The 26073-nt window shown below is 71.3% G+C and carries 24 protein-coding genes; 16 read left to right on the top strand and 8 right to left on the bottom strand.

Annotation, left to right across the window (positions count from 1 at the left end):
• Positions 1 to 378 precede the first annotated feature (378 nt).
• From dnaK to TU31_RS11010, 14 genes are all read left to right on the top strand, one after another.
• Positions 379 to 2268 carry a molecular chaperone DnaK gene (gene dnaK, locus TU31_RS11075; protein ID WP_042152821.1) on the top strand — a complete coding sequence of 630 codons (1890 nt, stop codon included), beginning with the start codon at positions 379 to 381 and terminating at the stop codon, positions 2266 to 2268.
• Positions 2265 to 2885, top strand: a complete 621-nt coding sequence (gene grpE, locus TU31_RS11070; RefSeq protein WP_063770790.1) for a nucleotide exchange factor GrpE — start codon at positions 2265 to 2267, stop codon at positions 2883 to 2885. The genes dnaK and grpE overlap by 4 nt, the downstream gene beginning before the upstream one ends.
• Positions 2886 to 3240: 355 nt before the next feature.
• Entirely contained in the window at positions 3241 to 3549 is a 309-nt protein-coding gene (locus TU31_RS11065) for a gas vesicle protein GvpO (RefSeq protein WP_042153768.1), read from the top strand.
• An 80-nt stretch (positions 3550 to 3629) separates the two neighbouring features.
• On the top strand, positions 3630 to 4070 hold the full coding sequence (locus TU31_RS11060; protein WP_042152818.1) for a gas vesicle structural protein GvpA: 441 nt from the start codon (positions 3630 to 3632) through the stop codon (positions 4068 to 4070).
• Between the two features lie 3 nt (positions 4071 to 4073).
• Positions 4074 to 4787: a GvpL/GvpF family gas vesicle protein gene (locus TU31_RS11055; RefSeq protein ID WP_042152815.1), complete on the top strand. Its 714-nt coding sequence runs from the start codon at positions 4074 to 4076 to the stop codon at positions 4785 to 4787.
• A gap of 20 nt (positions 4788 to 4807) precedes the next feature.
• Complete coding sequence (locus tag TU31_RS11050; protein ID WP_042152811.1) at positions 4808 to 5065, top strand: gas vesicle protein GvpG; 258 nt, start codon at positions 4808 to 4810, stop codon at positions 5063 to 5065.
• Between the two features lie 26 nt (positions 5066 to 5091).
• Entirely contained in the window at positions 5092 to 5802 is a 711-nt protein-coding gene (locus TU31_RS11045) for a hypothetical protein (RefSeq protein ID WP_181018582.1), read from the top strand.
• Positions 5795 to 6997, top strand: a complete 1203-nt coding sequence (locus tag TU31_RS11040; protein WP_042152808.1) for an SRPBCC family protein — start codon at positions 5795 to 5797, stop codon at positions 6995 to 6997. The genes TU31_RS11045 and TU31_RS11040 overlap by 8 nt, the downstream gene beginning before the upstream one ends.
• 30 nt (positions 6998 to 7027) lie before the next feature.
• Complete coding sequence (gene gvpJ / locus TU31_RS11035; RefSeq protein WP_042152806.1) at positions 7028 to 7453, top strand: gas vesicle protein; 426 nt, start codon at positions 7028 to 7030, stop codon at positions 7451 to 7453.
• Entirely contained in the window at positions 7450 to 8340 is an 891-nt protein-coding gene (locus tag TU31_RS11030; protein WP_078885697.1) for a GvpL/GvpF family gas vesicle protein, read from the top strand. Before gvpJ ends, TU31_RS11030 begins: the two co-directional genes overlap by 4 nt.
• A complete protein-coding gene (locus TU31_RS40570; RefSeq protein WP_078885696.1) occupies positions 8340 to 8594 on the top strand; it encodes a gas vesicle protein in 255 nt (84 codons plus the stop codon). Before TU31_RS11030 ends, TU31_RS40570 begins: the two co-directional genes overlap by 1 nt.
• Positions 8595 to 8648: 54 nt before the next feature.
• Positions 8649 to 9056 (top strand): gas vesicle protein K, encoded by a 408-nt coding sequence (locus TU31_RS11020; RefSeq protein ID WP_042152803.1) that lies wholly within the window; start codon positions 8649 to 8651, stop codon positions 9054 to 9056.
• A gap of 173 nt (positions 9057 to 9229) precedes the next feature.
• Positions 9230 to 10933 (top strand): cholesterol oxidase substrate-binding domain-containing protein, encoded by a 1704-nt coding sequence (locus tag TU31_RS11015; RefSeq protein WP_052718884.1) that lies wholly within the window; start codon positions 9230 to 9232, stop codon positions 10931 to 10933.
• 543 nt (positions 10934 to 11476) lie between these two features.
• Positions 11477 to 12064: a response regulator transcription factor gene (locus TU31_RS11010; protein WP_078885695.1), complete on the top strand. Its 588-nt coding sequence runs from the start codon at positions 11477 to 11479 to the stop codon at positions 12062 to 12064.
• 33 nt (positions 12065 to 12097) lie between these two features.
• On the opposite strand, the gene TU31_RS11005 is transcribed toward TU31_RS11010, so the two are convergent.
• The 6 genes from TU31_RS11005 to TU31_RS10980 all read right to left on the bottom strand — a co-directional run bounded on the left by TU31_RS11005 (position 12098) and on the right by TU31_RS10980 (position 21048).
• Entirely contained in the window at positions 12098 to 13894 is a 1797-nt protein-coding gene (locus TU31_RS11005; protein ID WP_042152801.1) for an ABC transporter ATP-binding protein, read from the bottom strand.
• Complete coding sequence (locus TU31_RS11000) at positions 13891 to 15660, bottom strand: ABC transporter ATP-binding protein (protein WP_042152798.1); 1770 nt, start codon at positions 15658 to 15660, stop codon at positions 13891 to 13893. Before TU31_RS11000 ends, TU31_RS11005 begins: the two co-directional genes overlap by 4 nt.
• Before the next feature lie 126 nt (positions 15661 to 15786).
• Positions 15787 to 15915, bottom strand: coding sequence for a SapB/AmfS family lanthipeptide (locus TU31_RS37940; RefSeq protein WP_042152795.1), 129 nt, complete (start codon positions 15913 to 15915; stop codon positions 15787 to 15789).
• Positions 15916 to 15972: 57 nt separating this feature from the next.
• Positions 15973 to 18573: a class III lanthionine synthetase LanKC gene (gene lanKC / locus TU31_RS10990; protein WP_107070665.1), complete on the bottom strand. Its 2601-nt coding sequence runs from the start codon at positions 18571 to 18573 to the stop codon at positions 15973 to 15975.
• Between the two features lie 149 nt (positions 18574 to 18722).
• Complete coding sequence (locus TU31_RS10985) at positions 18723 to 19835, bottom strand: CapA family protein (protein WP_042152792.1); 1113 nt, start codon at positions 19833 to 19835, stop codon at positions 18723 to 18725.
• Positions 19836 to 20019: 184 nt separating this feature from the next.
• Positions 20020 to 21048, bottom strand: coding sequence for an EamA family transporter (locus tag TU31_RS10980; RefSeq protein ID WP_078885694.1), 1029 nt, complete (start codon positions 21046 to 21048; stop codon positions 20020 to 20022).
• 69 nt (positions 21049 to 21117) lie between these two features.
• On the opposite strand from TU31_RS10980, the gene TU31_RS10975 reads away from it, so the two are divergent.
• Both TU31_RS10975 and TU31_RS10970 read left to right on the top strand, forming a co-directional pair.
• Positions 21118 to 21981, top strand: coding sequence for a LysR family transcriptional regulator (locus TU31_RS10975; RefSeq protein ID WP_042152789.1), 864 nt, complete (start codon positions 21118 to 21120; stop codon positions 21979 to 21981).
• A gap of 67 nt (positions 21982 to 22048) precedes the next feature.
• Positions 22049 to 22840, top strand: coding sequence for a (2Fe-2S)-binding protein (locus tag TU31_RS10970; RefSeq protein ID WP_042152785.1), 792 nt, complete (start codon positions 22049 to 22051; stop codon positions 22838 to 22840).
• A 17-nt stretch (positions 22841 to 22857) separates the two neighbouring features.
• Here TU31_RS10970 and TU31_RS10965 read toward each other — a convergent pair whose 3' ends face one another.
• Positions 22858 to 24828, bottom strand: coding sequence for an APC family permease (locus TU31_RS10965; RefSeq protein ID WP_042152782.1), 1971 nt, complete (start codon positions 24826 to 24828; stop codon positions 22858 to 22860).
• An 89-nt stretch (positions 24829 to 24917) separates the two neighbouring features.
• Positions 24918 to 25745 (bottom strand): GNAT family N-acetyltransferase, encoded by an 828-nt coding sequence (locus TU31_RS10960; RefSeq protein WP_042152779.1) that lies wholly within the window; start codon positions 25743 to 25745, stop codon positions 24918 to 24920.
• Positions 25746 to 26073: the final 328 nt, after the last annotated feature.

Raw genomic sequence — 26073 nt, 5'->3', positions numbered from 1 at the left:
TCGCGCGGTGCGCCCGGACGGTGATCCGCCGGGCGCACCGCGCATGTGCCCGTGCAGCGCGCTACCGCGACGCCTCACTCCCCTGGGGTAGCGATCGGGCCCGCGTCGGTGCGGCCGCGCGGGAGGCGCCGGGACCGTGCCGCCCCGGGAAGTGCCGCGGTGCGGCCGGATGCCGGGAGGAGGATCACCCGGGAGCGGCCGTCGGAAGGTGCCGGGCAGCGGTTGGCGCATACCGAACTTTTGCCTTGAATAGGAATATCTTGACATGCGGGACAGTGCGTTTTATGCAGATGAGTAGGCGGCTTGCTCCCCATATCAGCAGGTGAGGAGGCCCACGCGGACCGCTCCCCGGACGGCCCGCAAGGTGAGGAGAAGACCATGGCGCGTGCAGTGGGTATTGACCTTGGTACGACGAACTCGGTGGTCAGTGTGCTGGAGGGCGGCGAGCCCACGGTGATCACCAATGCCGAGGGCGCCCGGACCACCCCGTCGGTGGTCGGCTTCGCCAAGGGCGGAGATGTGCTGGTGGGCGAGGTCGCCAAGCGGCAGGCCGTGACCAACGTCGACCGCACCGCGCGGTCGGTCAAGCGCCACATGGGCGAGGCGCAGTGGCGCTTCCCGGAAAGCGGCGACATCGACGGTAAGCAGTACACCGCTCAGGAGATCTCCGCGCGGGTGCTCCAGAAGCTCAAGCGCGACGCCGAGGAATACCTGGGCGAGGACGTCACGGATGCCGTGGTCACCGTTCCGGCGTACTTCAATGACGCCCAGCGCACCGCGACCAAGGAGGCGGGCGAGATCGCGGGCCTGAAGGTGCTGCGGATCGTCAATGAGCCGACCGCGGCGGCGCTGGCCTACGGCCTCGACAAGGAGAACGACCAGACCATCCTGGTCTTCGACCTCGGCGGCGGCACCTTCGATGTCTCGCTGCTGGAGATCGGTGACGGCGTCGTCGAGGTGAAGGCCACCAATGGCGACACCCACCTGGGCGGCGACGACTGGGACCAGCGGATCGTCGATCATCTGACCAAGCAGTTCAAGAACGCGTACGGCATCGATCTGTCCCAGGACAAAATGGCCACCCAGCGGCTGCGGGAGGCCGCCGAGAAGGCGAAGATCGAACTGTCGGCGGCGACCGAGACCACGATCAATCTGCCCTATCTGAGCGCGTCCGCCGACGGGCCGCTGCACATGGACGAGAAGCTCACCCGCTCCCAGTTCGAGCAGCTGACCGCCGACCTGCTGGAGCGCTGCAAGACCCCGTTCCACAACGCGGTGGACGACGCCGGGATCAAGGTCGCCGACATCAACCATGTGATCATGGTCGGCGGTTCGACCCGGATGCCCGCGGTGACCGAGCTGGTCAAGGAGCTGACCGGCAAGGACCCGCACAAGGGCGTCAACCCGGACGAGGTCGTCGCCGTCGGTGCCGCGCTCCAGGCCGGTGTGCTCAAGGGTGAGGTCAAGGACGTCCTGCTGCTGGACGTCACCCCGCTGTCCCTCGGTATCGAGACCAAGGGCGGCATCATGACCAAGCTCCTGGAACGCAACACCACGATCCCGACCAAGCGCTCCGAGATCTTCACGACGGCCGAGGACAACCAGCCGTCCGTGCAGATCCAGGTCTACCAGGGCGAGCGCGAGATCGCGGCGTACAACAAGAAGCTCGGGATGTTCCAGCTGACCGGTCTGCCGCCGGCCCCGCGCGGCGTCCCGCAGATCGAGGTCTCCTTCGACATCGACGCCAACGGCATCATGCACGTCACGGCCAAGGACCTGGGCACCGGCAAGGAGCAGAAGATGACCGTCACCGGCGGCTCCTCGCTGCCCAAGGACGACATCGACCGGATGGTCCGCGATGCCGAGCACCACGCCGAGGAGGACCGCCGCAAGCGGGAGACCGCGGAGACCCGCAACCAGGCCGAGCAGCTCGTCTACCAGACCGAGAAGTTCCTCAAGGACAACGAGGAGAAGGTCCCCGGCGAGGTCAGGACCGAGGTCCAGGAAGCCGTCACCGAGCTGAAGGAGAAGCTCAAGGGCGAGGGCGACAACACAGCGGAGATCCGCACCGCCTCCGAGAAGCTCGCGGCCGTCTCCCAGAAGATGGGCCAGGCCATGTACGCCGACACCCAGGGCGCGCAGGCCGCCTCGGGTGCCCAGGGCGCGGCTGCCGGTGAGGGCGGGGCGGGTGCCGCCGCCGGCGAGCAGGACGATGTCGTCGACGCGGAGATCGTCGACGACGACAAGCAGGAGGGCAGCGGACGATGAACCGCCCGACCGATGTCCACGGCCTGCCCCACCCGCCGCCGGCCCTCGTGGGACACGGGCCACCGAAGAGCCCCGAACCGGGCCCGCCCGACGCCGCCGTCCCCCCGGAGAGCCGGACCGAGCAGGGGACCGGCCGGCCGTCCGGCCCGGACGAGTCCGCCGGGCGGCCGGCGCCCCCGGAGGCGGTGCTGCACGCCGAGCTCCGGGAGCGGACGGCCGACCTCCAGCGGCTGAAGGCCGAGTACGACAACTACCGGAAGCGGGTCCACCGCGACCGGCTGGCGGTCGGCGAGATCGCGGTGGCCAATGTACTGAGCCGGCTGCTGCCCGTGCTCGACTCGCTCGCCGAGGCCACCGCGCGGGGCGAGGTGACCGGTGGTTTCGCGCGCATCGCCGACGAACTGCGCACCGAGGTCGGGGCATTGGGCCTCCAGGCCCTCGGCGCGGTGGGTGACCCGTTCGACCCGCTGATCCACGAGGCCATCACCTACACCCCCACCGACCGGCTGGAACAGGCCACATGCACCGAGGTGCTCCGCCTGGGCTACCGGGTCGGCGACCAGCTGCTGCGCCCCGCCCAGGTGGCCGTCGCGGGCGAACCGCCGGCCGACGCGTAACGACCCGCCACTGAACTACCCTTTCGCAGCTCGGTGTTGGGCTGCCTGTTTCCGCTGCGCCTGTCGTCCTGCGCTGCTCACGATGGACGACGGTGAGCGCATGCCTGTGTCGATCCGCCCGTCGGGCCGGTGACCGCCTTCCGCTTCGTACGGTGACCTGTGCGTCGACCTGCGCGTGCAGCTGCGCATCAGTTCCCGCGCTGCCGGGCGACGGCGGTCCGCGGGGCAATGGAATTGCCGCCCCCTGTGTGCGGCTACGCATATGTTCGAGTCCCAGGGGCACCCGATCCTCTACCGCCAGCAAACGGCCTCCGCACTTCGACAGAAAGCCCTACGACGTACGACGGGCGGGATCATGGCAACCGAGGAAAACACGGAACGCGGGAAATCACACGACGAGCGACCGGAGCGGATCTCCGCCCCCACGGCTATGCGCCACGCCACCGGGCAACTTGCCCAAATGCTGCAATGCGAGCCCGCTTCGGTGTCGGCACTCAAGCCCACCGATGACGGTTGGCTGGCGAACGTGGAAGTGGTGGAGATCGAAAGGGTGCCGGACACCGCGAGCGTCATGGCTTCCTACCGCGTCCACCTCGATGAGCAGGGCCAACTCGTGGGATATGAGCGGACCCGCCGCTACGGGCGGGGCCAGATCGACAGGTAGACCGGCCGTCGCCCGGCACCCCACCACGGCCTCACACGGCCGCATGACCCGCTCCAGTCAACTGGAAGGGACGATCCATCATGACTGCCATTCAGCAATCCAACGCGCCCACCAGCGGGAGCGGTTCGGGAAATCTCTACGATGTTCTTGAGCTGATCCTCGACCGCGGGCTGGTAATCGACGCCTTTGTGCGAGTCTCCCTCGTCGGCATCGAAATCCTCAAGATTGATGTGCGTGTCGTCGTCGCGAGCGTGGACACCTATCTGCGCTTCGCCGAGGCATGCAACCGGCTCGATCTGGAATCCGGCCGCAAGGCGCCGAGCCAGCTCACCGATCTGGTCGGTGAGGCAACCGAGAGCGGCGCCAAAGGAAAGTCGAAAGGCGCGCTGACCGGCGCCGTCGAGGCCTTCAGTGAATCCCTGCAAAAGGGCCAGGAGGACTCCGCGGAAGAGGAAGAGCGCCCGGCACGCAAGTCTTCCGCGGCAAGCAACCGTCGCACCGCACGCCGCCGGGAGGACTGAGCCATGGGAACGTACCTCTACGCCATCACCGCGGCCGGCCACCCGTTGCGGCTGTCCGGCCTCAACGGGGTCGGCGACCCCGCGGCCGAGCTGCGCACCGTCACCACCAAGGATCTGTGCGCGGTGGTCAGCGACGCACCGCAGGAGCTCCGGGCCAAGCGCCGCGATGTGGCGGCCCACCAGGGAGTTCAGGAACGGCTGCTGGCCGACGGCGCCGCGCTGCCGATGCGCTTCGGGCTGGTCGGCACCGACGACGCGCAGGTGGCCGCCGTGCTGGAGCAGGATCGCGACAGCTACCTCCAGCGGCTCTCGGAGGTCGACGGCCGCTGTGAGTACCACCTCAAGGTGGAGCGCGACGAGGACGACCTGCTGCGGGAGATCATGCGGGAGTCCGCCGAGGTGCGGCGGCTCAACGACCGGACCCGCCAGAACCCGGGCGCGTACGACGACAAGGTGGCGCTCGGCGAGCTGATCTCGCAGGAGGTGCAGGCCCGTCAGGAGCGGGCCCGTGCGGACATCGTGGCCCGGCTCGCTCCGGCGGCCGTGCGCACCGCGGACGTCGAACCGACCAAGCGGCACTTCCTCAATGTGTCCTTCCTCGTCGAGCGGGAGAAGGCAGCGGCCTTCTCGGAGGCGGTCCATGCGGAGGCCGGGCAGCGCGGTGACACCTACACGTTCAGCCTGCACGGCCCGCTGCCGCCGTACAGCTTCGTCTGACCTCCGAGAGGAGATCGGCCATGGGCCTGCTCACACAGCTTCTGACCCTGCCGCTGGCCCCGGTGCGGGGCACGGTCTGGGTCCTGGACCAGGTGCTGCTCACCGCCGAGCGCGAGTACTACGACCCGGCGCCGGTCCGTGAGGAACTGGCCGCACTGGAGCAGCAGTTGCTGGACGGCAGCATCGGGCCCGACGAGTTCGACTCCCGCGAGGACGAGCTCCTGGACCGGCTGGAGTGGCTGGAGGCCCACCGACAACGACTCCGTACCGACTCCTGATCAGGGGAGATTGAGGTGTACGACAGATGATGACCCACGCCAAGATAGGAGTCGCCCTCGTCGGGGGCTACCTCCTGGGGCGCACGAAGAAAGCGAAGATGGCCCTCGGCCTGGGCCTGTTCCTGGCCGGCAAGAAGCTGAATCTGGATCCGAAGCAGCTGGGCACGCTGGTCGCCAACTCGCCGGTGCTGGGCCCCCTCAACGACCAGGTGCGCAAGGAACTGGTGGACGCCACGAAGGCGGCGGCCGGCACCGCGCTCACCCAGCGGATGTCCGGCCTCGCCGACTCCCTGCACGAGCGGACCCTGGCCCTCGACGAAGGCCGGGACGTGAGCGGCGAGACCGAGCGGACCGCGGACGACGAGCGTGCCGCGGCGGACGACGAGGAGCAGGCGCCCGAGGACGGCACACGCGGCGACGCCGAGGATGACGGGGGCGCGGCGGACGACGAGGAGAAGGGTGCGCCGAGCCGCAAGGCGCCTGCCGCCGCGTCCGCGAAGACGGCCACGAAGCCGTCCGCCGCCTCGGCGAAGAAGTCCGGCAGCGCCGCCCGGTCCACCGCGCGCCGCTCGTCGTCAAGCGCCTCGGGGACCTCGAAGTCATCGGGCAAGAACGCCGGTGGTGCGTCCCGCGGGCGCCCCGCCAACTCCCCGGCGCGGAAGACCGCCTCGGGGGCCCGTAAGAAGGCGTCCGGTGCGGCACGCACGGCCGCCGACCGTGGAGGCCGCAATGGCTGAGTCCACTTTCCGCAAGGTGAAGCACGAGGTGACCAAGAGCCCGGCGGCCGACCGGCTCAAGGAGGAGTTGCAGCACTACCTCCAGGCACGGGCAGAGCACGCCGTCACCAGCCTCGGCCACAAGCTGGGCGAGAGCGTCGGCAAGCTCGCCGAACCCGGCCGGGGCGCCGGGGGCCTGGTGAACAGCCTGACGAAGGGCGGTGCGGCGCTCGGTGAGGGCAAGTCGCCGCAGCAGGCGGCACTGACCGCCGGCGCCTCCCACCTCAAGGACACCGTCAAGGACAAGCTCAAGGGGCTGTTCGGCAAGGGCCGCAAGGGCGGCGGCGGCAAGTCCAAGAGCGTGACCATCGTCGAGGACATCGATGTGGGCGTTCCCGTGCGCGAGGCATACGACCAGTGGACGCAGTTCCAGGAGTTCAGCACCTTCGCCAAGGGCGTCGTCAGTGTCGAGAAAACCGACGACACCACCAGCAACTGGAAGGTGAAGGTCGCCAAGTCCACCCGCAGCTGGCGGGCGAATGTCACCGAGCAGGTCCCCGACGAGCGCATCACCTGGACCACCGAGGGCGCGAAGGGCACGGTCAAGGGCGTGGTGACCTTTCACCGCCTCACCGACAACCTGACGCGAGTGCTGCTGGTTCTGGAGTACTTCCCCAAGGGGCTGTTCGAGAAGACCGGCAACATCTGGCGCGCCCAGGGCCGCCGGGCCCGGCTGGACCTCAAGCTCTACCGCAAATTCATCATGCTGCGCGGTGCAGCCACCGACGGCTGGCGGGGCGAGATCCAGGACGGCGAGGTCGTGGTCGAGCACGCCGACGCCGTCGAGGCGGAGCAGGGCGAAGAGAACGCCGAGCCCGGCTCCGACGACGACGGAGGCCCCGACGCGGAGGCGGCCGACGAGGCCGGGGAGGACGAGGAAGCCGACGACCCGGACATCGGGCCCGAGGACGAGACGGACGAGGACCTGGCCGACGAGGACCTGGCCGACGAGGACGGGACCGCGGTGGAAGACGGCGACCTCGATGAGCCGGTCGACGAGGACGAGGACCTCGACGAGCCGCGTGATGACGATGAGCCCCTCGACGAGGACGACGCCGCTCCGGACGAGCCGGACGCCTACGAGGACGAGCGGGACGCGTACGAGGACGAGCCGGTGCCGCCTTCCCGGGGCCGCCGTACCGCCGCCGCCCGCTGACCCGTCCCGACCGCACAGACGAGGCTGATCATGTCCGATTCACTGGCCGGCCGTATGGGGCCGTCCTCCGGTCCGTCCCCGTACGGCCGGCAGGGGTCCTCCGCCAACCTGGCCGACATCCTGGAACGCGTCCTCGACAAGGGCGTCGTGATCGCGGGCGACATCCAGATCAATCTGCTCGACATCGAGCTGCTGACCATCAAGCTCCGGCTGCTCGTCGCCTCCGTCGACAAGGCCAAGGAGATGGGCATCGACTGGTGGGAGCACGATCCCTCGCTCTCGTCCCGTGCCCGCCCGCCGCAGCAGGTGTCCGCCGGGCGACCGCCGGAGGCCGGCCGCGATCCGCTGGCCGAGGAGAACCGGCAGCTGCGCGCCGAGCTCGCCGAGCTGCGGGCGGCCATCGGCTCGCCCCAGGGATCCGACGGGCACCGGACGCACCACGAGGAGGAGCAGTGACCAGCCACCCGCAAGGAGACGAGGCGACCGCCGCAGCCCCGCGGCAGCCGCTCGGTCTTCCCCCCGAGCAGCGGGAGTCCGCTCCCCCGTCCAGCTCGTACGTCTACGCCATCGGCCGGGCGGGCGCCGGTCTCGACACGGCGGCTCCCCGGCTCACCGGGCTGCGGGACGGGCGGGTGCGGACGGCGTCCGCCGACGGCCTCACGGCGCTCGTCTCCTCCGTCCCGGCCGACGCCTTCAGCGAGGAGGGCATGAAGGCACAGCTGGAGAACCTGACCGAGCTGGAGGAGATCGCCCGTACCCACCACACCGTCGTCGAGGCCGCCCACACCGGCACGACGGTGCTCCCCATGCGGCTGGCCACCGTGTATCTGGATGACGCCCGGGTGCGGTCGATGCTGCGGGAGCGCGGCGCGGAGTTCGACGCGCTGCTCTCCCGGCTCGAAGGCCATGCCGAGCTTGGGGTGAAGGTGTACGCGGACCCACGTGCCGCGGCCGCCGACCCGGCTCCCGCCTCCGACGGCCCGGAGCCCGCTGATCCCCCGGTCAGCCCCGGCCGGGCCTACTTGCAACAGCGCCGGGCCCAGCGCCGGACGCAGCGTGATGCCTACCGCGCGGCGGGCGCCGTCGCCGACGAGGTCCGGGGCCGGGCGGCCGCCCTTGCCCGGGACCGGGTCGCACACCGACCCCAGCAGGGTGAACTGGCCGCCGGTGCGGGGGAGAACATCGCGAATGAGGCCTATCTGGTGCCCACGGACCGGCTCCGGGAGTTCCACCAGGCGGTGACGGGCCTGGCCGACGGTGTCCCCGGCGTACGTATCGAGGTCACCGGGCCATGGGCCCCGTACTCCTTCGCGACCCCGCCCGCGGAAAGCCGGAGTGCATGATGGAGGGTGCTCTTCCCGAGGCCGCGGGCGCCGAGGTCTCGTCCACCGAGGTCTCGGCCCCGGCGGACCTCACCCCGGAAGAGTCTCTCGCAGGCCGGCAGATCGCGCTCATCGATCTCCTGGACCGTCTGCTGAACGGCGGCGCGGTGCTCACCGGGGATGTGGTGCTGTCGATCGCCGATGTGGACCTGGTGCACATCAATCTGCGGGCCGTCATTCGCTCGATCACACCCGACGGTCCGGCGCCGTGGTGAGTGACCGTGCGTCCGCCTTCCCGAAACGAGCAGCGCCCATGACGAGGGATATCCATGACGAATGAACCGGCCGCCCCCGTGGAGCCCGCCTTCGCGGAGGTGGCGCAGGCCGCGGCCCGGGCCTTCGACCTGGTGCCGGCCCCGTCCGACGAGCCGCCGCAGGGGCGGGACAGCGCTCTCGCCCAGCGGCTGCGGACCGACCCGGAGACGGTGGAGCGCGATCTCATCAAGCTGGTGCTGACCATCGTGGAACTTTTGCGGCAGCTGATGGAGCGGACCGCCTTGCACCGTGTCGACCAGGGAGACCTGAGCGAGGAGCAGGAAGAGCGGGTCGGGCTGACGCTGATGATTCTCCAGGACCGGATGGCGGAACTCTGTGAGCGCTACGGCCTCACGATGCGGGACCTCAATCTCGATCTCGGTCCCCTGGGGTCTCTGCTGCCCCGTGACGACGCCGCCTGATTCGCGGTCCCGGCCGGCCGCTTCCGCCGTCCGTCGCACGGGCATTGCAACTGACGGGCCGTCACCCTACCCTTCCGGCACACCCCCACCGCACCGGGGCGCTCGTACGGTCTCACCCCTACGATCCGTGCGCGGTGCAACGGGGCGGCGCGCCGCGTGCCGGAAGGACAGCCATGTCCGACGACAGCGCTCGCAGACCCTCCCTCACCCGCCGTACGTTACTGACCGGGGCCGCCGCCGCGGGCCTTGCGGCGGCGGCCGGGCTACAGCCCGCGCATCGCATCCCCGCGGGCAGCGCCGCGGCCACCCTCACCCCTCCGCCCGACTTTCCCGCGGGCATTCCCCTCTCCCAACAGGCCTTCCGGAACTGGTCACTGGAGATCGTCGTCGAGGGCGTCTGGACGGCTTCGGCACGTACGCCCGACGATGTGGTCGCCCTCGCCAACTGGGCTCATCAGCACGGCTACCGGCTCCGGGCGCGGGGCAAGGGCCACACCTGGTCGCCGCTGGTGGTACCCGCCGGAGCCGACACCAACCGTACGGTCATCGTCGACACCACCTCCCACCTCACCGCGGTCAGTGTGCAGGGCGGCAATCCGGGGAGCGTCACCGCGCAGGCGGGGGCGACGCTGGACCGGATCCTCGCCCGCCTGGAGGAGTCGGGGCTCGGTCTCGCCACCACTACGGCGCCCGGTGATCTGACCATCGGCGGGGTGCTGGCCATCGGCGGTCACGGCACCGGGGTGCCCACCGCGACCGAGAACCCGCCCGCGGGCTCCGGCTTCGGCACCCTGAGCTCGCTGGTCACCTCGCTCACCGCCGTGGTCTGGAGCGCGGCGGAGAGGCGTTATGTACTCAAGACGTTCTCCCGCTCCGACCCGGACATCCGGGCCTTCCTCGTTCACCTGGGCCGTGCCTTCGTCACCGAGGTGACGCTGACGGCCGCGGCCAACACCCGGCTGCGCTGCCAGAATTGGTACGACGTGAACGTGGGCACCGTCTTCGGCCCGCCCGGTACGGGCGGCCGTACGATCGGCTCCTACCTGGACCGCACCGGGCGTATCGAGGCGATCTGGTTCCCGTTCACCGATGTGCCGTGGCTGAAGGTGTGGAGCGTGGCGCCCGGCAAGCCGCTGCTCTCCCGGCAGATCGACACCCCGTACGCCTACACCTTCGCCAACCGGGTCACCGAGGAGATGTCGCGGCTGCTCGGGGAGATCGCCGCGGGCGGGGGCGACAAGACCCCCGTCTTCACCAAGCTGGCGATGTCCATCGTCGGCTCCGGGCTGATCGTCACTGGCACCTGGGATGTCTGGGGCTGGTCGAAGAACAGCCTGCTGTACGTCGAACCCACCACGCTGCGGATCGTCGAGGCGGGGTGGGCGGTGCTCACCTCCCGGGCGAATGTGCAGCGGGTGGTGAGTGACTTCTACTCCCGCTATCAGCAGGTGCTCACGGCTCACCAGGGCCGCGGCTCCTACCCCGTCAACGGGCCGATCGAACTGCGCATCACCGGTACGGACCCGCTCGATGGTCCCCTGCTCTCCCCGGCCCGGGCCCGCCGGGACCGTCCCGAGTGGGACACCGTGGTGTGGCTCGACTTCGCCACCTATCCCGGTACGCCGGGCGCCGCCCCCTTCTTCCGTGAGCTGGAGCAGTGGATCTGGCAGACCTACACCGGGTCGTATGCGACCGTGCGTCCCGAGTGGTCCAAGGGCTGGGCCTATACGGACAGCGGGCCATGGCACGATTCCGGCACGCTGGGCGGCAGCGTGCCGGCCGCGTTCGACGAGTGGCGCACCGCCCGGGACATCCTCAACTCCTATGACCCGGCGAGGGTGTTCTCCAATACGTTCCTCGACACCCTGCTGCCCTGAGACACCTCCTAGGGGGGCGCGCGGAATTTCCGCGCGCCCCCCTACCGAAATCACCCGGCACGTCCGTCACACCCGTAACAAGTGCAGGAAACAACCCGCTAAGCGGTCATCACGAGGTTGGCGGGAATTTTGCGCCTGACGCCCTGGACGCTTTCCGGAATCCGCCCCCTTGGTGTGTGAAGTTCCTACGAACACCGCCGGCCACCGGGCGCCCGCCGCTCCGCCGCGGCAGCTCCGCCCGCGCACCGGCCTGCGGGGACACCGGTGCCCACCGACCGCCCCGCGCATTGTGGAGTCCTGCCATCCTGAGCGGTAATGAACGAGGCCGCACCCGGGCTCGATGACGCGGTTTCCAGTCATCTCCAGCGAAAATCCATCTGGCGGGAATGACAGCCGTAACAATTCTGCAAGGCAGCGTTCGGGGCTGAAAGTGTGTGCTGCGGCAGATGCTCGTCGGGTAACTGTCGCCACATCGCCGGTTGTTCCCCGGGTGGCTGTCCGACGACGGGGGCAGACCGCAGAAGCAGAAACGAAGGGACGAACGTGATCCGGGTCTTGGTGGTGCACGAAACGCGGCTGCTGCGCTCGGCGCTCACCGCGCTGTTGCGCGACGAGGAGGGTATCGACGCGGTCGCCTCCTGCTGGAGAAGTGCCCCCGGGCGAGCCCGTTCCTTCCGGCCGCAGGTGTGCGTCATCGATGGCGACTGTACGGGTTCGGTGGCCTCGGCGGACCATCCCGGCGGCCCGGGATGCGCCCTGCTGGTCCTGGCCAGCGCCTGCCGGCCCGGCACGCTGCGCCGGGCCATCGCCGCCCGGGCGCGGGGGTTCGTGGACAAGGACGCGCCACCGGCCCGGCTGTTGCACGCGATCACCCTGGTCGCCTCCGGGAAGCGCTATGTCGACCATTCGCTCAGTCCGGATTTCCTGGAGGCCGCCGACATGCCGCTGACCCCGCGTGAGTTAAGCGTGCTGTCACTCGCCGCGGGCGGCGCTCCGGTCTCCGAGATCGCCCGTGAACTGCATCTGAGCAGCGGGACGGTACGCAATTACATGGCGGCCATCAATCGCAAAACCGGCGCGCGTAACCGGGTGGACGCGATACGGATATCGCAGGGGGCGGGCTGGGTATAGGGGCATGTCCGGAGAGTCCGTGAAGTCCCGTGATCAGACGGGAAAGCGGGACTTCGCGGTGAGGTTCTCCTCGCGCTCCGGTGCGTCCGGCTGCCAGCTTCCCGCCAGGTCCCGGTAGAGGGGCGAGCGTTCGAGCAGCTCGTCATGGGTACCGCAGGTGGCCCGGTTGCCGTCGAGTACCAGGATGCGGTCGGCCCGGCGGGCCGAGGTGATCCGGTGGGCCACGACGATCAGCGTTCCGGGGCGCTCCGCGAAGGCGCGCTCGGCCCGCATTTCCGCCGCCGGGTCGAGGTGGCAGGTCGCCTCGTCGAGGAGGACGAGGGGGGCGGGTGACAGATGGGCCCGGCCCAGTGCGATCAGCTGGCGTTCGCCCTGGGACAGGGTGCCTGGGTCGAGCGGTGCGTCGAATCCGCCCAGCCGGCGCACCAGCGCGTCCAGGCCCACGGCATCCGACGCCGCCTCCAGGGCTGCTGTGGAGGCGCCGTCCGGGCGGAGGTAGAGCAGGTTCTCGCGCACGGTGCCGGAGAAGACGTAGGCCTGTTGCGGGATGAGCACTCGCAGCAGGGACGGATCGGTTCCCAAGGGGGCGCGGACCGGCCGGCCGGCCACCCGTATCTCGCCGTGGGCGGGTGCGAGCAGTCCGGCGACGAGCGCGGTCAGGGTCGACTTTCCGATGCCGCTCGGTCCCACCACGACGAGGTGTTCGCCCGGTTCGACGGTCAGGTCGAGGTCGTGCAGCACGGGCCGGGCGGCGGGCCCGTAGGCGAAGGTCACCGCGCGCAGTTCGACGCGGGGGCCGTCGGGCGGGGCGGGGACGTGGGGCGCGGGCTCCTGCGTGGTGGCGGGCGGCGGCGCGGTGGAGGGCTGCGGAGCGGGGCCGGTGGTGAGGCGGTCGAGGACCACGAGCAGTCGGGTGCCGGCCGAGCCCAGCGCGTTCATCAGGGTGTGCAGGGCGGGCAGCAGGGACTGGGTCAGATAGGCCAGCGCGCCCAGCACGGCGCCGGGGGTGAGTCCTTGCCGCAGCAGCCAGGGCGCGGTGACCAGCAGCAAGAGGATGGGCAGTTGGCCGGCCAGGCCGAGCGCGAGACAGCGGACGGCGGCCCAGCGCGCCAGTTGCCGTGCCGCGCGGGCCTCGTCCTCGATGACGCCGTACGCCCGGTCCGCGGTCCGCTGCTGCGCACCGCAGGCCACCACGTCACGCAGCCCCTCGGCGACGGCGCCGAACTGTGTGGCCAGGTCCTCGTCCGCCTGGAGGAAGGCGCGCTGGCGGGCCGCCATCGGCCGGAGGGTGGCCAGGAAGAGCAGCAGCCCGGCCGCGAGCGGAGGCACCACGATCAGCAGCAACTGGGGCGCCAGGGAGAGGAGTCCGAGCACCGCTCCGGCCGCGGTGAACACGAAGGAGCGGGCGACCAGGACCAGTCCGGCGAAGCTGTCCCGGGCGATCTCGGTCTGGTTGGTCAGCCGGGAGACCACGGCACTGTCCGCCGCACGCGCCGGCTGCGCCACCGCGTGCGTCAGCGACCGCGCCACCACCTGACGGACCAGGCCGTCGCGCAGCGGCTCGACGAGGTCGGCCAGTCCGCGGAAGACTCCTCGGCCGGCCAGCCCGCCGACGATGACGGCCAGTGCGGTGACGCCCAGCCAGACCAGCCCGACGCCGGTGTGGCCGGCCAGAAAGCCCTGGTCCAGGGCCTTTGCCAGGCCGTAGCCACCGAGGAAGGTGTGGGCGGACTCCAGCAGTGACCAGCCGGCCAGCAGCAGCAGGACGCGGGTCCGGCGGCGGAGAAAGCGCCTCGCCCGGGGCAGCAGTCGTGCGGTCGCGGTCGTCATGAGGCGGTCCGGGTGTCCTCGTTCTCGGTGTGGGCGAACACCGCGCGGTAGTCGGCGTCCGCCCAGAGCCGGTCATGCGGGGCGACGGCGCGGAGCCGTCCGTTCTCCAGCCATGCGACCAGATCGGCGCGGGCGGCGGAGGAGACGCGATGGGCGATCAGCAGTCTGCTGCCGGTCCGTACGTCATGGACCAGGGCGCGGCGGACATGGAGTTCGGTGACGCTGTCCAGGCTGGAGGTGGCGTCGTCGAGCACGAGCAGTCGGCCGGCGTGGGCGAACGCACGTGCCAGGCCGAGGCGTTGGACCTCGCCGCCGGACAGCGGGGCGTCGGTGAGCGGCGCGGTGTATCCCCCGGGGAGGAGACGGACGAACGAGTCCGCACCGGCCGCGCGGGAGGCGGCCTCGATCGTCCGGTCCGGGGGCTCGTAGGGACCGAAGCCGATGGCGTCCCCTACGGTGGCGCCGAACAGGGCGGGCCGTTCGAAGGCATAGCCGATCTCGCGACGCAGCTGCGCGGGATCGGCCTCGTCGAGGGGTATCCCGTCCAGCAGCACCTGCCCGCTGTCGGGATCGGTGAGCCGGCCAGCGACGGCGGCGAGCAGCGACTTGCCCGCCCCCGAGTGCCCGACGACCGCCATGGTCGTGCCGCCGGGCACCACCAGGTCGACCTCGCGCAGCGCGGGGGTGCCACCGCGGAGGACGGTGACCGCGCGCAGTTCGAGCCGGCCGGGGCCGTCGGCGGGCAGCGGCCGGGAGCCCTGCGGCGGCGTGGGCAGGGTGAGGAGTTCGCCGGTGCGGTGGGCCGCGGCACGGCTGCGCACCAGGGCGTTGAGCTGCCCGACGACCCCGCCCAGCCCGGCGGTGAGGGCGGCGTACCGGGAGGCCGCCAGCAGTTCACCGACGGAGAGGCTGCCGTACGCCAGCCGGATGCCGCCGACGGCGAGGACGGCGGTGGTCAGCAGCGGTACCAGGATGCTGCTGCTGACCACGGCGCGGCCGTAGATCTGCCACATGTGCCGTCCCTGCGCGCCCAGTTCGGGAAGCGGTGCGAGGACCCGGGCCCGTTCGCGCTCCGCCGTTCCCGCCGCGGCGATGGTCCGGGCGCCGCCGAGCGCCTCGACGAGCCGGGTCGCGAGGTCCGCCTGGACGCGTTGATAGCGGCGGACGCTGTCGGAGGATCCGCGGGCGAAGCGGCGCAGCAGCCGGGTCAGCAGCGGCAGTCCGGCGAGGAACACGGCGGCCAGCCAGATGTCGGTGAGCGCCAGGGCGATCAGGGCGCCGGCCGGGGTGATGACGGCGGCGAGGCCGGTGGCCGCGGCGGTGGGTGCGGTCCCGGCGTCGGCGGCGTTCCCGGTGAGGCGGGTCACCAGGTCACCGGGGGTGAAGCGGTCGGCGACCCGGTGCGGGGCGAGGGAGAGCAGATGGTCGATACCGCTCCGGCGGAGCCAGGCGGTGCTGCGGGCGGTGGTGACGCCGCCGGTCAGCGCCACCAGCGCGTCCAGCAGCACTTCCGCGCTCAGCAGCACGGCGCAGAGCACGAGGGCCCCGTGGAGGCCCGGACGGGCGCCGAGCACGAGGTCGAGGGTGTGGCCGAGTACGGCGGGCAGCGCGATGGCGGCACCCGCGGACGCCACGCTGAAGAGGCAGACGGCGAGGGTGCGTACGGGGCTGTGCCGGAAGGCACCGGTCAGGACGGAGCGGGCGCCGGGGTCCGGTCCGCGCCGGGCGGCCGGCGGGGGCGAGGAGGGCCCGGGGGTGCGGGGCATAGGGGTGCGGACCTCGCCTCCAAGGTACGGATACGAACGGCAGCGGCAGGCCCCGGGCGGTGTTGCCACCCGGGGCTCGCCGTGACTTACGCGCTACGGGGACCGAGGTCCCGTAACGGCGGGAAGTCAGTTACAGGTGGTGACGCTCAGGCTGCTGTCACCGCAGAGCAGCAGGCTCGCGCGGCTGCCGGTGTGCAGCTCCTCCGTGGCCTCGGCCTTGGGGGTCTCCAGCGTCTGCAGGTCAAGAAGGGACATGGTGGTTCCTCTCTGATGGGGACGGTGTTTCTCGATCGGCCCCGGACGGGGCCGGCTTCAGGGCCGCCTGGGCGGCGGGAGGAAGGGCAGGTGCACGGGGGTGTCGTGCAGGGCGCTGCCCAGTGCGAGCAGACATCCGGCGGTGCCGGTGCTCAGGTCCATGGAGAGCCGCATCATCTGCTCCCCGGCGAAGGCAAGATGGCCTTGGTAGGGCACGGCCCCCCAGGCCAGGGAGTCGATCTGGCGGCGGAGGTCGGCGGCATGGGTGCCGGGGCCGCCGGCCGTGGTGCGGGCGAGGTGCAGCACCATGCCCGCCGCGCCGCGGAACAGGCCGGGCTGGGCATAGAACTTGGCCTGGGCGGCCTGCACGATCTCGCTCCGCGCCCGTGCGAACTCGTCGTCCGGGCGATGGGCGAGGAAGTCGTCGAGCACCATGCCGATGCCGACGCTGCCGGCGCCGAGGTAGGGCATGGTCCGCCAGCCCTCGTTGACCTGGAGGGCGCCCCCGGCGCCGCGGACGCAGCGGGACAGGTCCCGGCGCAGGGCGTCGGCGGCCAGATCGAGCAACGCGGGGTCGTCGGTGCGCTCGTACAGGCGCAGGAAGAGCAGGGCCGCTCCGCTGTCTCCGTGCAGCAGCCCGGCGCGGGGCGTCGCGCCGCCCTCGGCGGTGGGCGCGGCGGTCCGGAGCTTGTCGGCCACCAGCTGGGCGCAGTGCAAGGCCCGCTCACCGAGGGCGGTTTCACCGGTGGTGCCGGCCAGGGAGTCGAGGGCCAGACCGAGGCCCGCCAGGCCACTGTGCAGATCGGGTGCGATGTCCTGCCAGCGCTGGGTGGCGATGGTGTCGATGAGGTCCAGGGCCCGATCCCGGTGTCCGAGCCGGTCCAGGACCCAGGCGACGCCGGAGAGCCCGTCATAGAAGCCGAGTGGGCTGCCGGACGCGGGGGTCTTCGTCCTGCGCAGCAGCCACTCCTCCGCCTCCGGGCAGCGGTCCGCGCCGGTCTCCGCCAGGGCGTACAGCACTCCGGCCGCCCCGTAGGCGAAGCAGGTGCCCCCGCCCGTGGTGGAGAACTGGGCGATGTCGCCGGGGAAGTAGCGGTCCTCCCGGTCCGGGGTGGCCGAGGCGAGCACGGCCCGGACCATGGAGTCGCGGCTGTGCGGCCAGTCGCCGAGGGCCACGGGGAGGTAGTCCGCTCCCCCGGTCCGGCCCGTGCGGACGGGGGCATGCGCGGGCTGGTAGCCCCGCAGGATCTCCGCCACGGCTTCGTCGAGGTAGTCGCGGGGCACCGGGAACTGTGCGGCGGCGATCTCCGCGAGATGTGCTGCCTTGTTGCGGTCCACCGCGAAGAGGCTGGTGAGCGGGAGGAACAGCGCAAGTCGCAGACAGGCCAGGGCGTAGCGGTCGACATCGAAGCCCCGGCGGTCCGCGGGGGCGACGAAGCCGGGGTTGGCGATCACCTGGCGGCTGGACTCGTCGTCGACGGATGCGGCCTCGAAGTCCAGCAGCACCACGGAGGATTCGTCCTCGGACATCATGATGTTGAAGAGGTGCAGATCGTTGAAGACCACGCCGCGGGAGTGGATCGCCTTGACCGCGTCGGCCACCAGGCCGTGGACGCGGATGGCCCACTCGGTGTACTCCGCGAGCCGCTCGGGACGCGGATCGGCCTCGATCAGCGGGTGACGGTGCGCGAAGAAGCTGTTCAGCGGCCGGCCTTCGACGAACTCCAGCACCAGGAAGGTGTGCTCGCCGAGGGTGAACCAGTCGTGCACCTCGGGGGCGCAGCCGAGTCCGGAGAGTCTTTTCAGCGCGTCCCGCTCCCGCTCCAGCCGGGTCACGGCGTCCGCTTCATCGGCGGCCAGTCCGGCATACGGCCGTGCCTCCTTCAGCACCACCCGCTGGTCGGTCCGCAGGTCCCGGCCGACGTAGACGCCACCGCCGTTGGAGAAGTGCAGTGCCTGCTCGATCTTGTACGGCAGGTCGGTGACGGTGGTGGCGGAGCGGGCGGCCAGATGCGGCTGGAGGAACTCCGGGAGGGTGACCCACTCGGGGACGCGGAACGCGGGCTCGCGGCGGTCCGGGACCAACTGCCCCTGGCCGTCCTCGATCGCGGGGCGGAGTTCGCCCTTGTCGTCGTAGCAGTGCCGTTCGGTGAAGCTGCCGTAGCGCACATACACCGGACCGGCGCCCCAGCGCAGATCGCTGAGGATGTACGGGCCCGGCTCGCCGGCGAGCAGCTCGTTCAGCTCCTCGGCGATGCGGCCGCACTGCTCCTCGTCGGCGGGGTAGACCGTGAGGAACTTTCCGCTGGCGCCGCGGTCGGCGTATTTGGCGTTGCGGATGTGCAGCAGGTATCGGGTCGGCATGCACTTGAAGGCGATCGAGCGGGGGACGCAGTAGTCCCAGACCTTGGACAGGACACGTTCGGCGTTGTCCAGGCAGGCCGAGACATGGATCTTCCAGCCCTGGCTGGGGAGTTCGCGGTCCAGCGGGCGGAACGCCAGCCAGTCGCCGGAGCGGTGGCGCTGCCAGCCCTCGGGCAACTCCCGGCTCAGCGTCGCGTACGGGGCACCGCGGCCCGTGCTGCTCGCGGGCAGCCGGTGGGGAGCGTCGTAGAACTGTCGGTCGGCGTCGCAAAAGACGGCGTAACCCTTGTTCATCGCACTCCCTCGGCTGGTGACAGGGATCACGCTGTCATGCCGCGGGGACCGGGAAACAGTCATGACTGTCACGAAGAACCCGTGAGAAATGCACGTTTGCTGCGAATTTGCTGAGGGGTGAAGGGGCGGCCAGAACCGCCGCCCTTCCCCTAGGCCGGACGGAGGGTGAGCGTGCCCTCCGGCTCGTCGGCGGCGCAGGGCCGGAAGCCGGAGCTGATCCGGTCGAGGAGCCCTTGCAGCCACCGGGAGTCCTGGCGCGAGGCGTGCCGCAGCCGCATGCGCCGGGCCTGGAGGGGGACGATCCGCACGTCGTGGAGCCTGCCGGTGTCCGGGTCCAGCGTGACGAGGAAGAGCAGCCGCAGGTCGTCCCGGTACTCCTCGTAGCCGGTGATGCCCTCGTAGTCATCGATGAAGTCGCCGCACCCGTGGATCACGAGCTTTCCGCGATATGCCTCCAGGGCGCGGGGGTGGTGCGAGGAGTGGCCGTGGACGAGATCCACCCCGCCCTCCAGGAGTCCGCGGGCGAAGGCGGCCTCGCTACGGGTCACGTGATAGCCCCAGTTGGGGCCCCAGTGGACGGAGGCGACCGCGATGTCCCCCGGCCGCTTCACCTGCCGTACCCGCCCGATGATCTCGCCCGCTGCGGCCGGTGAGGGCCGGGCCACGAAGTCGACCCCGGAGTCGCCGCCGGCTGCCGCCCATGCCCGCGGGATACCGCTGGACGGCATCCCGAAGGAGAAGACCAGGATCCGGCGGCCGTCCGCGAGAGGGACGATCGCCGGGCGGCGCGCGGCGTCGGGGTCCCCTCCCGCCCCCGCCGTCCGCAGGCCCGCGCCCGCGAGCGCGCCGAGGGTGTCCGCCAGCCCCTGGCGGCCGAAGTCCAAGACGTGGTTGTTGGCCAGTACGCAGACGTCGGGGCGGGCGGCGGCCAGACAGGGCAGGTTCGCCGGGTTCATCCGGTAGTGGATTTCCTTCTCGGGTGCAAATCCGGCGTACCGCGTGACGCTGGTTTCCAGATTGAGCACCCGGGCGGCGGGCGCCGCTTCGTCGAGTACCTCCAGCGCGTCCCCCCATGGCCAGGCGAAGCCGGCCGGACACGGAACGGGGCCGTTTTTCGCCGCCGCCAGCTCGACATAGGCGCGGGCGTCCCGGAGGTACCCCTCCCGCAGCGCCGGGTCACCGGGGTGCGGCAGGATCTGGTCGACACCACGGCCGAGCATGACATCGCCGCAGAGGAACAGTGTGAGCAAGTCACCGCCCATTCCCCCAGGTTAGAACCGGTCGGCCGAGGTTTCGCGGCGGGCGGGCGGACGAAGGTTGCGCAGCGGGTGGGCGGCCGCCACGCGCCGACGGCGTCCCGGAGCCGGGACTGCCCCCTCCCCCGGCCCCGGCTTCGTCCGCCTCCCTCCTGAGCTGCGGCGATCCCCGAGGTACCCGTGACGCGGCTCAGCGGGCGTCACACCGCGCCGGCGGCGCCCCGGCCTGCGGACCGTGTGGCGTGACCGAGTCCGCCGCGGGGGCTTGGCGCCTCGCCCGTGCGGGGAGCGCGGTGCTGCCGCGCCCCGCCGACGAGGGCGCCGGGCGGCGGCCCGCGGCCAGAATGCTGACGGCGTTGGCCACCACGATCGCGGAGACGGCCAGCCACTCGATCCCGCGCAGCGTCTGCCCCAGGACCACCAGGCCGACCAGCGCCGCAAGGACGGGGTTGACGCTCATGAAGATCCCGAAGAACCGCGCGGGAACCCGGCGCAGGGCCAGCAGGTCCGCGAGGAACGGTACGGCCGAGGAGAGGACGCCCGCGACGGCCGCGTAGCCCAGGACGCGCAGGCTCGGCGGGTGGTGGGCGAGCACGGTGATCCCGATGGGGAGGTAGAGCAGAGCGGACACACCGGCGGCCGCGGCCGAGCCCTCGGCGCCGGGCAGACGGGCGCCGACGAGGCGGTTGAGCAGGATGTAGGACGCCCAGCACACGGCGGCGACCAGACCGAAGGCGATGCCCGCGTAGTCGGTGGTCGGCTCGGGACGGGTCAGGATGACGACCGCCGCCCCGGCGACGAGGGCGCACAGCAGGTCCACCGGACGGCGGGAGGCGGCCAGGGCCACGGCCAGCGGGCCGAGGAACTCCAGGGTCACCGCCAGGCCCAGGCCGATGCGGTCGATGGCGGTGTAGAGGGTCAGGTTCATCGTGGCGAACACCATCGCCAGGCACAGCACCGGCCACCACTGCCGCCAGGTGAACGCACGCAGCCTGGGCCGGCCCACCGCCAGGAGGACGAGCCCGGCCACCCACTGCCGCACGGCCACCACCCCGGCCGGTCCGATCGCCGGAAAGGCCAGCGCTCCCGTCGCCGCGCCGGTCTGGTTGGCGAGTCCGCTGCCGCACATCATCGCCACGCCCGCCAGTCTGCCCGAGCGCGCCGCCGGTCCCCCACGGACGGCTTCCGGATGCGGCAGACCCTGCGTGCTTCGTCTCATACCCGGCAGCCTCCGCCCACGGCGGCGATACCTAAAATGCATCCTCGTACGCATCAATACGCTCTGGTTATGGATCTGAGGATGGAACTGCGACATCTGCGCTGCCTGGTGGCGATCGTCGATGCCGGTGGCTTCACCGACGCCGCCATCGATCTCGGGATCTCGCAGGCGGCGGTGTCCCGGACGCTCGGTTCGCTCGAAGACTTCCTCGGCGTACGGCTGTTGCACCGCACCAGCAGGAGCGTCATTCCCACCACCGCGGGCGTCCAGGTGCTGGCCCGCGCCCGGAAGGTACTGGCCGAGGCCGACAACCTCATCCGCGAAGCCACCACCGGCCACACCCGGCTGCGCATCGGCCACGCCTGGTCGGCCATGGGCCGGCACACCGCCGAGTACCAGCGCCGCTGGGCGGCCCGCCATCCCGATATCGAGCTGTATCTGGTCCGCACCAACTCCGCCACGGGTGGTCTGGCGGAGGGGCTGTGCGACCTCGCCGTGGTCCGTACGGCCTTCGACGACGTGCGCTTCGCCAGCGCCGTCGTCGGCCAGGAGCGCCGCTACTGCGCGATGGCCGCCGACGACCCCTGGGCCACCCGCCGCGCCATCCCCCTGGCCGACATCCGCTCCCGCACCCTCCTCCTCGACCGCCGCACCGGCACCACCACAGCCGACCTGTGGCCCCCCGACGCACGGCCGGTCGTCGAGTACACCCAGGACATCGACGACTGGCTCACGGCGATCGCCACCGGCCGCAGCGTCGGCATCACACCGGAGAGCACCGCCAACCAGTACCGGCGCGACGGCATCGTCTTCCGGCGCCTCCGGGACGCCGCCCCCGTCGAGGTCCATCTCATCTGGCGGCGCCATGACCCACATCCGGCCACGCATGCCGCCGTCGCGCTACTCACCGACCTCTACCGGCAGCGCACGTGAACGCCGACCCGCTCGTCTCCATCCGGGTGCTTACGCCCGCCCCTTCTCGATGAATCGGACCGCACCCATGACGGAACCCGCTGCCACACCCCCGCCACATCTGGCGGCACTCGGCCCCTTCTGCGCCTTCGAGACCCATGCCGAGGGCTCCGAACTCACCCCTCCCTGGCGGAAGTTGAGCGAGCTGACGGAGGAGGGGAACGATGTCCTGCGCGAACGGGTCGCCTCCGTGCGGGCCTCCCTCGCCGCCAACTACGGCAGACCGCCCGAAGCCGTCGAGCAACGGGTGGCCGCCTCGGTTGCCCATCTGGGCCTGGTGGCACGGGTCATCTCACCGGCCCTCGGCCTCGCCGCTCTGCACGGCCTGCCGTCGCGGCCGCTCGCCCTGGGCGACCTGCGGTGGGGGTCCGCCCTCGGAGGCGCGTTCCGACTCTCGCTGCCCCGGGAGGCGGTGACCCCGGCCGTGGCCGAGGGCGTGCGGCACGGGGGTGGCGCCGACAGCGACACCCGCCCGGTCAGCGCCCTCGCCGAAGATCTGCTGGCCGGACCGGTCCGCGACCTGGTGGCCGCCTTCGCCCCCTTCTCGGTCTCCCCGCACATCCTGTGGGGCAATGTGGCCTCCGCCGTGAACGGCGCCGCCACAGGCATCACCGCGGCCGCCCCCTCCCTGGCACACCCCGCCCGCGCAGCGGCCCTGACCTTCCTACAGCATCCGCAACTACGGAACACCCACGCCCGCAACCCTCCCAACGGGCGCTTCACCCGCCGAAGTTGCTGCCTCATCTACCGCGCCGCACCGGGCGGCGGGGGCGCCCTGTGCGGCGACTGCGTACTGCTGCGCGGACGGGTCGGGCAATGAGCGGGCATCGGCGCAGCTCAGCCCACATGGACGCGGGGGCGGCGGGTACGGTCGGGTTCGGCCTCGCGGAGGACTTCGCGGGTGACGGGGGCGACTTCGCCCTGGCCGAAGAGGAAGAACCGGAGGAACTGGGCGAACGGATTGCCTTCGGTCCACTCGAAGTAGATGTGCGGCCGCTGTCCGGTCATGTCGCGGGCGTGCAGCAGCAGGGCGGCCAGCGCGTTGGAGATGGTGGAACTCTCCAGACAGAGCACACGGTAACGGCCGTGCAGGACCTCGCCGTGTACCCGTAGTTCGCTCTCGAACTCCGAGGGGTCGCCGACGGTGACCTCGACGAAGATGAAGTCGTCGTCGGCTTGGAGGTCGTTGTCGGTGCGGATCTGTTCGAGCTTGTCGCGGTACTCGGCCAGATCCCGCTGGTCGGGCTCGTTCGCGATGAAGCGGATCTTGCGGTGGGCGATGTCGCGGATGAACCGCTCGGCCATGGCGTCGAGCACGACACTGGTGACGCGCAGCTCGAAGGCGCGGGCGAGCCGGGAGAGGAACGACACCAGGATGATGCCGGCGATGAAGCAGGCACCGATCTTGACGCCGTCGGGGCGCTCGATGATGTTCGCGATGGTGGTGTAGAGGAACACCAGGGAGATCACGGCGAAGCCGATCGTCCAGCCGCGCTCCCGGGCCCGCCGGGCGGCGATGGTCACGGCGATCGCGGCGGAGCTGATCAGGACCAGGACGCCGGTGGCGTAGGCGCCGCCCTGGGCGTCCACGTCGGCGTTGAAGATCCAGGTGACCAGAAAGGCGATCAGGGTGAAGACCAGCACCATCGGGCGCACCGCGCGCGCCCAGTGGGGCGCCATGCCGTAGCGCGGCAGGTACTGCGGCATCAGGTTCAGCAGGCCGGCCATGGCCGAGGCGCCGGCGAACCAGAGGATGGCGATGGTGGAGATGTCGTAGACCGTGCCGAAGGCCGAACCCAGGTACTCGTGGGCGAGATAGGCCAGGGCGCGGCCATTGGCCGATCCGCCGGGCTGGAACGCCTGCTCCGGGATGAGCACGGTGGTGATGAAGCTGGTGACGATGAGGAAGACGCTCATGATCACGGCAGAGGTGGTGAGCAGCTTCTTCGCGCCGCGGATGCGTCCGGTGGGGCGCTCCTCGGTGTCACCGGGGTCGCCTTCGATGTGCGGCATGACCGCCACACCGGTTTCGAAGCCGGACAGACCCAGCGCCAGCTTCGGGAAGACCAGCAGGGCCACGCCGACCATCGCCAGGGGGCTGCCGTGTTCGGTGGTCAGAGCTTGGGACCAGTCGGTGACGACCTGCGCCGCGGTCGCCACATGCCACAGTCCGGCGGCGACCACGGCCACGTTCAGCGTGAGGTAGAGGCCCACGAGGACGACCGCCACCCCGATCGCCTCCAGGAAGCCCTTGAGGAACACCGCGCCGAGCAGTGCGATCAGGAGGAGGGTGATGACCATCTGGCCGTTGTGCAGGACGCTGGTGAGGTGCGGGTTCTCCACCAGGTGGGTCGCCGCGTCGGCCGCCGACAGGGTGATGGTGATGAGGAAGTCGGTGGCGGCGAAGCCCAGCAGGGTCAGGACGAACAGCTTGCCCTGCCAGAAGGACAACAGCCGCTCCAGCATGGCGATCGAGCCCTGGCCGTGCGGACTCTCCTTCGCCACCCGCCGGTAGACCGGCAGCGCGCCGGCGAGCGTCACGAGGACCAGGACGATGGTGGCGATCGGCGACAGCAGCCCCGCAGCCAGGGCGGCGATGCCCGGCTGATAGCCGAGGGTGGAGAAGTAGTCCACACCGGTCAGGCACATCACCCGCCACCACCGCTGGCCCGGGTGGGAGCTCACCGGCCCGCCGTGCGCCCCTTTCTGATGCTTGGCCATATCGGACAGGCCTTCCAGCATCCAGGCGTGCAGGCGCTGCCGCGCCGTGGCCCCGGAGGAGGCACCGGCAGGGACGGAGGCGGCCATCGTGTGCTCCTGTCGTACCGCGAAAGCATCCCGCCATCGACGAGACGGCCAGGTCAGCGTACGGAGTCCGGGCCCCGCGACCGCGGTGTTCAGTGTTGTGGCGCCGGCGTGTCTCCGAGGGCCGCCGTGGCGGCCGGAGGGCCGGACGGGCCACCGCCATCGCGCCGCGCCGGTTTTCCGGTGAGGTAGTGCACGTACTCGTGCGCCAGGCGGAAGCCGGCGGTCCAGGCTAGGAGCCGGCTGGGGCGGTTGTCGCGGGAACAGGTCCAGCTGGGGGCGTGGCCGCGGCCCGCGATGTCCTGGCACAGGGCGGTCACACAGGCCAGGGCGAGGCGTCGGCGGCGGTGTGCGGGCGCGGTGTAGCAGGCGATGTCCTCGTACGTGGTGCCGTGGAAGTACGTACAGGCGACGGCGAGGATCTCGTCCGTCCCGAAGGCCGCCCAGCCGAGTCCGGAGGCGGCGAGACCGGCCGGGCCGCCCCAGCTGGCATGGAGCCATGCCGTGTCGGGAGCGAGGGCGGCCAGCGCCGGAGCGTCCGCCGGCACCAGCCGGCGCACCGTCACCCCACGCGGCGGGCGCGGCGCCGCCACCGGCACCTGGTGCAGGTACAGCATCCGCTCCCACGGCACGATCCGGTCGAAGGCGCTGCCCAGGACCGGCAGGAAGCAGCGGGGAGCCTGCACGTAGTGCGCGTCGAAGACGGCGAGGGCATCCGGTGCCAGGGCCCTCGGGTCGCCGCGGAGCAGCACATGTCCGGCGCAGGCGACGGCCAGCGTGCGGGGCGCGTGGACGCGGTCGGCCCACCAGCGGCCGGTACCGGAGGCCGACACATGGTCGGCCAGCGCCGCCGTCCCCGGCGACCCGGCGGCGAACCAGCGGGCGAGCGGCGGGAGTTGGTCCGAGGCGAGTTCGATCACTGCGGTCCCTTGAGGTGATCGCGGGACGGCCCGGCCCGTGCGGAACCGGGGCCGCCCGCTCGGCGCCTGAGGCACATCGACCGCCAGGACGATACGGGAGGAAAGTCCGAAGCCGGGCATGATCCGCTTCGGCGCTCGTCGTGTCGCCGGGTCGCCCGGTCCCCGTCGGCCCGTGACGCCGCATCGGCCTTGCATCCCGTCCCCCTTTCGCGCCGTCTCTCTGTCGCCGACCCACTGCGCACCATGTGACCAGGCAGATCCGCTCCGCGACCGTTCCCGGCGCGGCCTGGACTCCGTCGGGTGGTGTGCCAGAGTGGAGGAGGACGGA

The sequence above is a fragment of the Streptomyces lydicamycinicus genome (assembly GCF_000829715.2).
Classification (GTDB): Bacteria; Actinomycetota; Actinomycetes; order Streptomycetales; family Streptomycetaceae; genus Streptomyces; species Streptomyces lydicamycinicus.
The sequence above is the reverse complement of the archived record's forward strand: the minus strand, read 5'-3'. Positions and strand labels throughout refer to the sequence as shown.

What these genes read in the sequence shown, in the direction of transcription:
- TU31_RS11055 (WP_042152815.1), top strand. Translation starts at nt 4,074, where the DNA reads ATGGGAACGTACCTCTACGCCATCACCGCGGCCGGCCACCCGTTGCGG.
- TU31_RS11050 (WP_042152811.1), top strand. Translation starts at nt 4,808, where the DNA reads ATGGGCCTGCTCACACAGCTTCTGACCCTGCCGCTGGCCCCGGTGCGG.
- TU31_RS37940 (WP_042152795.1), bottom strand. Translation starts at nt 15,915, where the DNA reads ATGTCCCTTCTTGACCTGCAGACGCTGGAGACCCCCAAGGCCGAGGCC.
- TU31_RS11000 (WP_042152798.1), bottom strand. Translation starts at nt 15,660, where the DNA reads ATGCCCCGCACCCCCGGGCCCTCCTCGCCCCCGCCGGCCGCCCGGCGC.
- dnaK (WP_042152821.1), top strand. Translation starts at nt 379, where the DNA reads ATGGCGCGTGCAGTGGGTATTGACCTTGGTACGACGAACTCGGTGGTC.
- TU31_RS11040 (WP_042152808.1), top strand. Translation starts at nt 5,795, where the DNA reads ATGGCTGAGTCCACTTTCCGCAAGGTGAAGCACGAGGTGACCAAGAGC.
- TU31_RS40570 (WP_078885696.1), top strand. Translation starts at nt 8,340, where the DNA reads ATGGAGGGTGCTCTTCCCGAGGCCGCGGGCGCCGAGGTCTCGTCCACC.
- TU31_RS10965 (WP_042152782.1), bottom strand. Translation starts at nt 24,828, where the DNA reads ATGGCCGCCTCCGTCCCTGCCGGTGCCTCCTCCGGGGCCACGGCGCGG.
- TU31_RS10985 (WP_042152792.1), bottom strand. Translation starts at nt 19,835, where the DNA reads ATGGGCGGTGACTTGCTCACACTGTTCCTCTGCGGCGATGTCATGCTC.
- TU31_RS11015 (WP_052718884.1), top strand. Translation starts at nt 9,230, where the DNA reads ATGTCCGACGACAGCGCTCGCAGACCCTCCCTCACCCGCCGTACGTTA.
- TU31_RS11045 (WP_181018582.1), top strand. Translation starts at nt 5,092, where the DNA reads ATGATGACCCACGCCAAGATAGGAGTCGCCCTCGTCGGGGGCTACCTC.
- grpE (WP_063770790.1), top strand. Translation starts at nt 2,265, where the DNA reads ATGAACCGCCCGACCGATGTCCACGGCCTGCCCCACCCGCCGCCGGCC.
- TU31_RS10970 (WP_042152785.1), top strand. Translation starts at nt 22,049, where the DNA reads ATGACGGAACCCGCTGCCACACCCCCGCCACATCTGGCGGCACTCGGC.
- TU31_RS10980 (WP_078885694.1), bottom strand. Translation starts at nt 21,048, where the DNA reads ATGAGACGAAGCACGCAGGGTCTGCCGCATCCGGAAGCCGTCCGTGGG.
- gvpJ (WP_042152806.1), top strand. Translation starts at nt 7,028, where the DNA reads ATGTCCGATTCACTGGCCGGCCGTATGGGGCCGTCCTCCGGTCCGTCC.
- lanKC (WP_107070665.1), bottom strand. Translation starts at nt 18,573, where the DNA reads ATGAACAAGGGTTACGCCGTCTTTTGCGACGCCGACCGACAGTTCTAC.
- TU31_RS11065 (WP_042153768.1), top strand. Translation starts at nt 3,241, where the DNA reads ATGGCAACCGAGGAAAACACGGAACGCGGGAAATCACACGACGAGCGA.
- TU31_RS11060 (WP_042152818.1), top strand. Translation starts at nt 3,630, where the DNA reads ATGACTGCCATTCAGCAATCCAACGCGCCCACCAGCGGGAGCGGTTCG.
- TU31_RS11005 (WP_042152801.1), bottom strand. Translation starts at nt 13,894, where the DNA reads ATGACGACCGCGACCGCACGACTGCTGCCCCGGGCGAGGCGCTTTCTC.
- TU31_RS11020 (WP_042152803.1), top strand. Translation starts at nt 8,649, where the DNA reads ATGACGAATGAACCGGCCGCCCCCGTGGAGCCCGCCTTCGCGGAGGTG.
- TU31_RS10975 (WP_042152789.1), top strand. Translation starts at nt 21,118, where the DNA reads ATGGATCTGAGGATGGAACTGCGACATCTGCGCTGCCTGGTGGCGATC.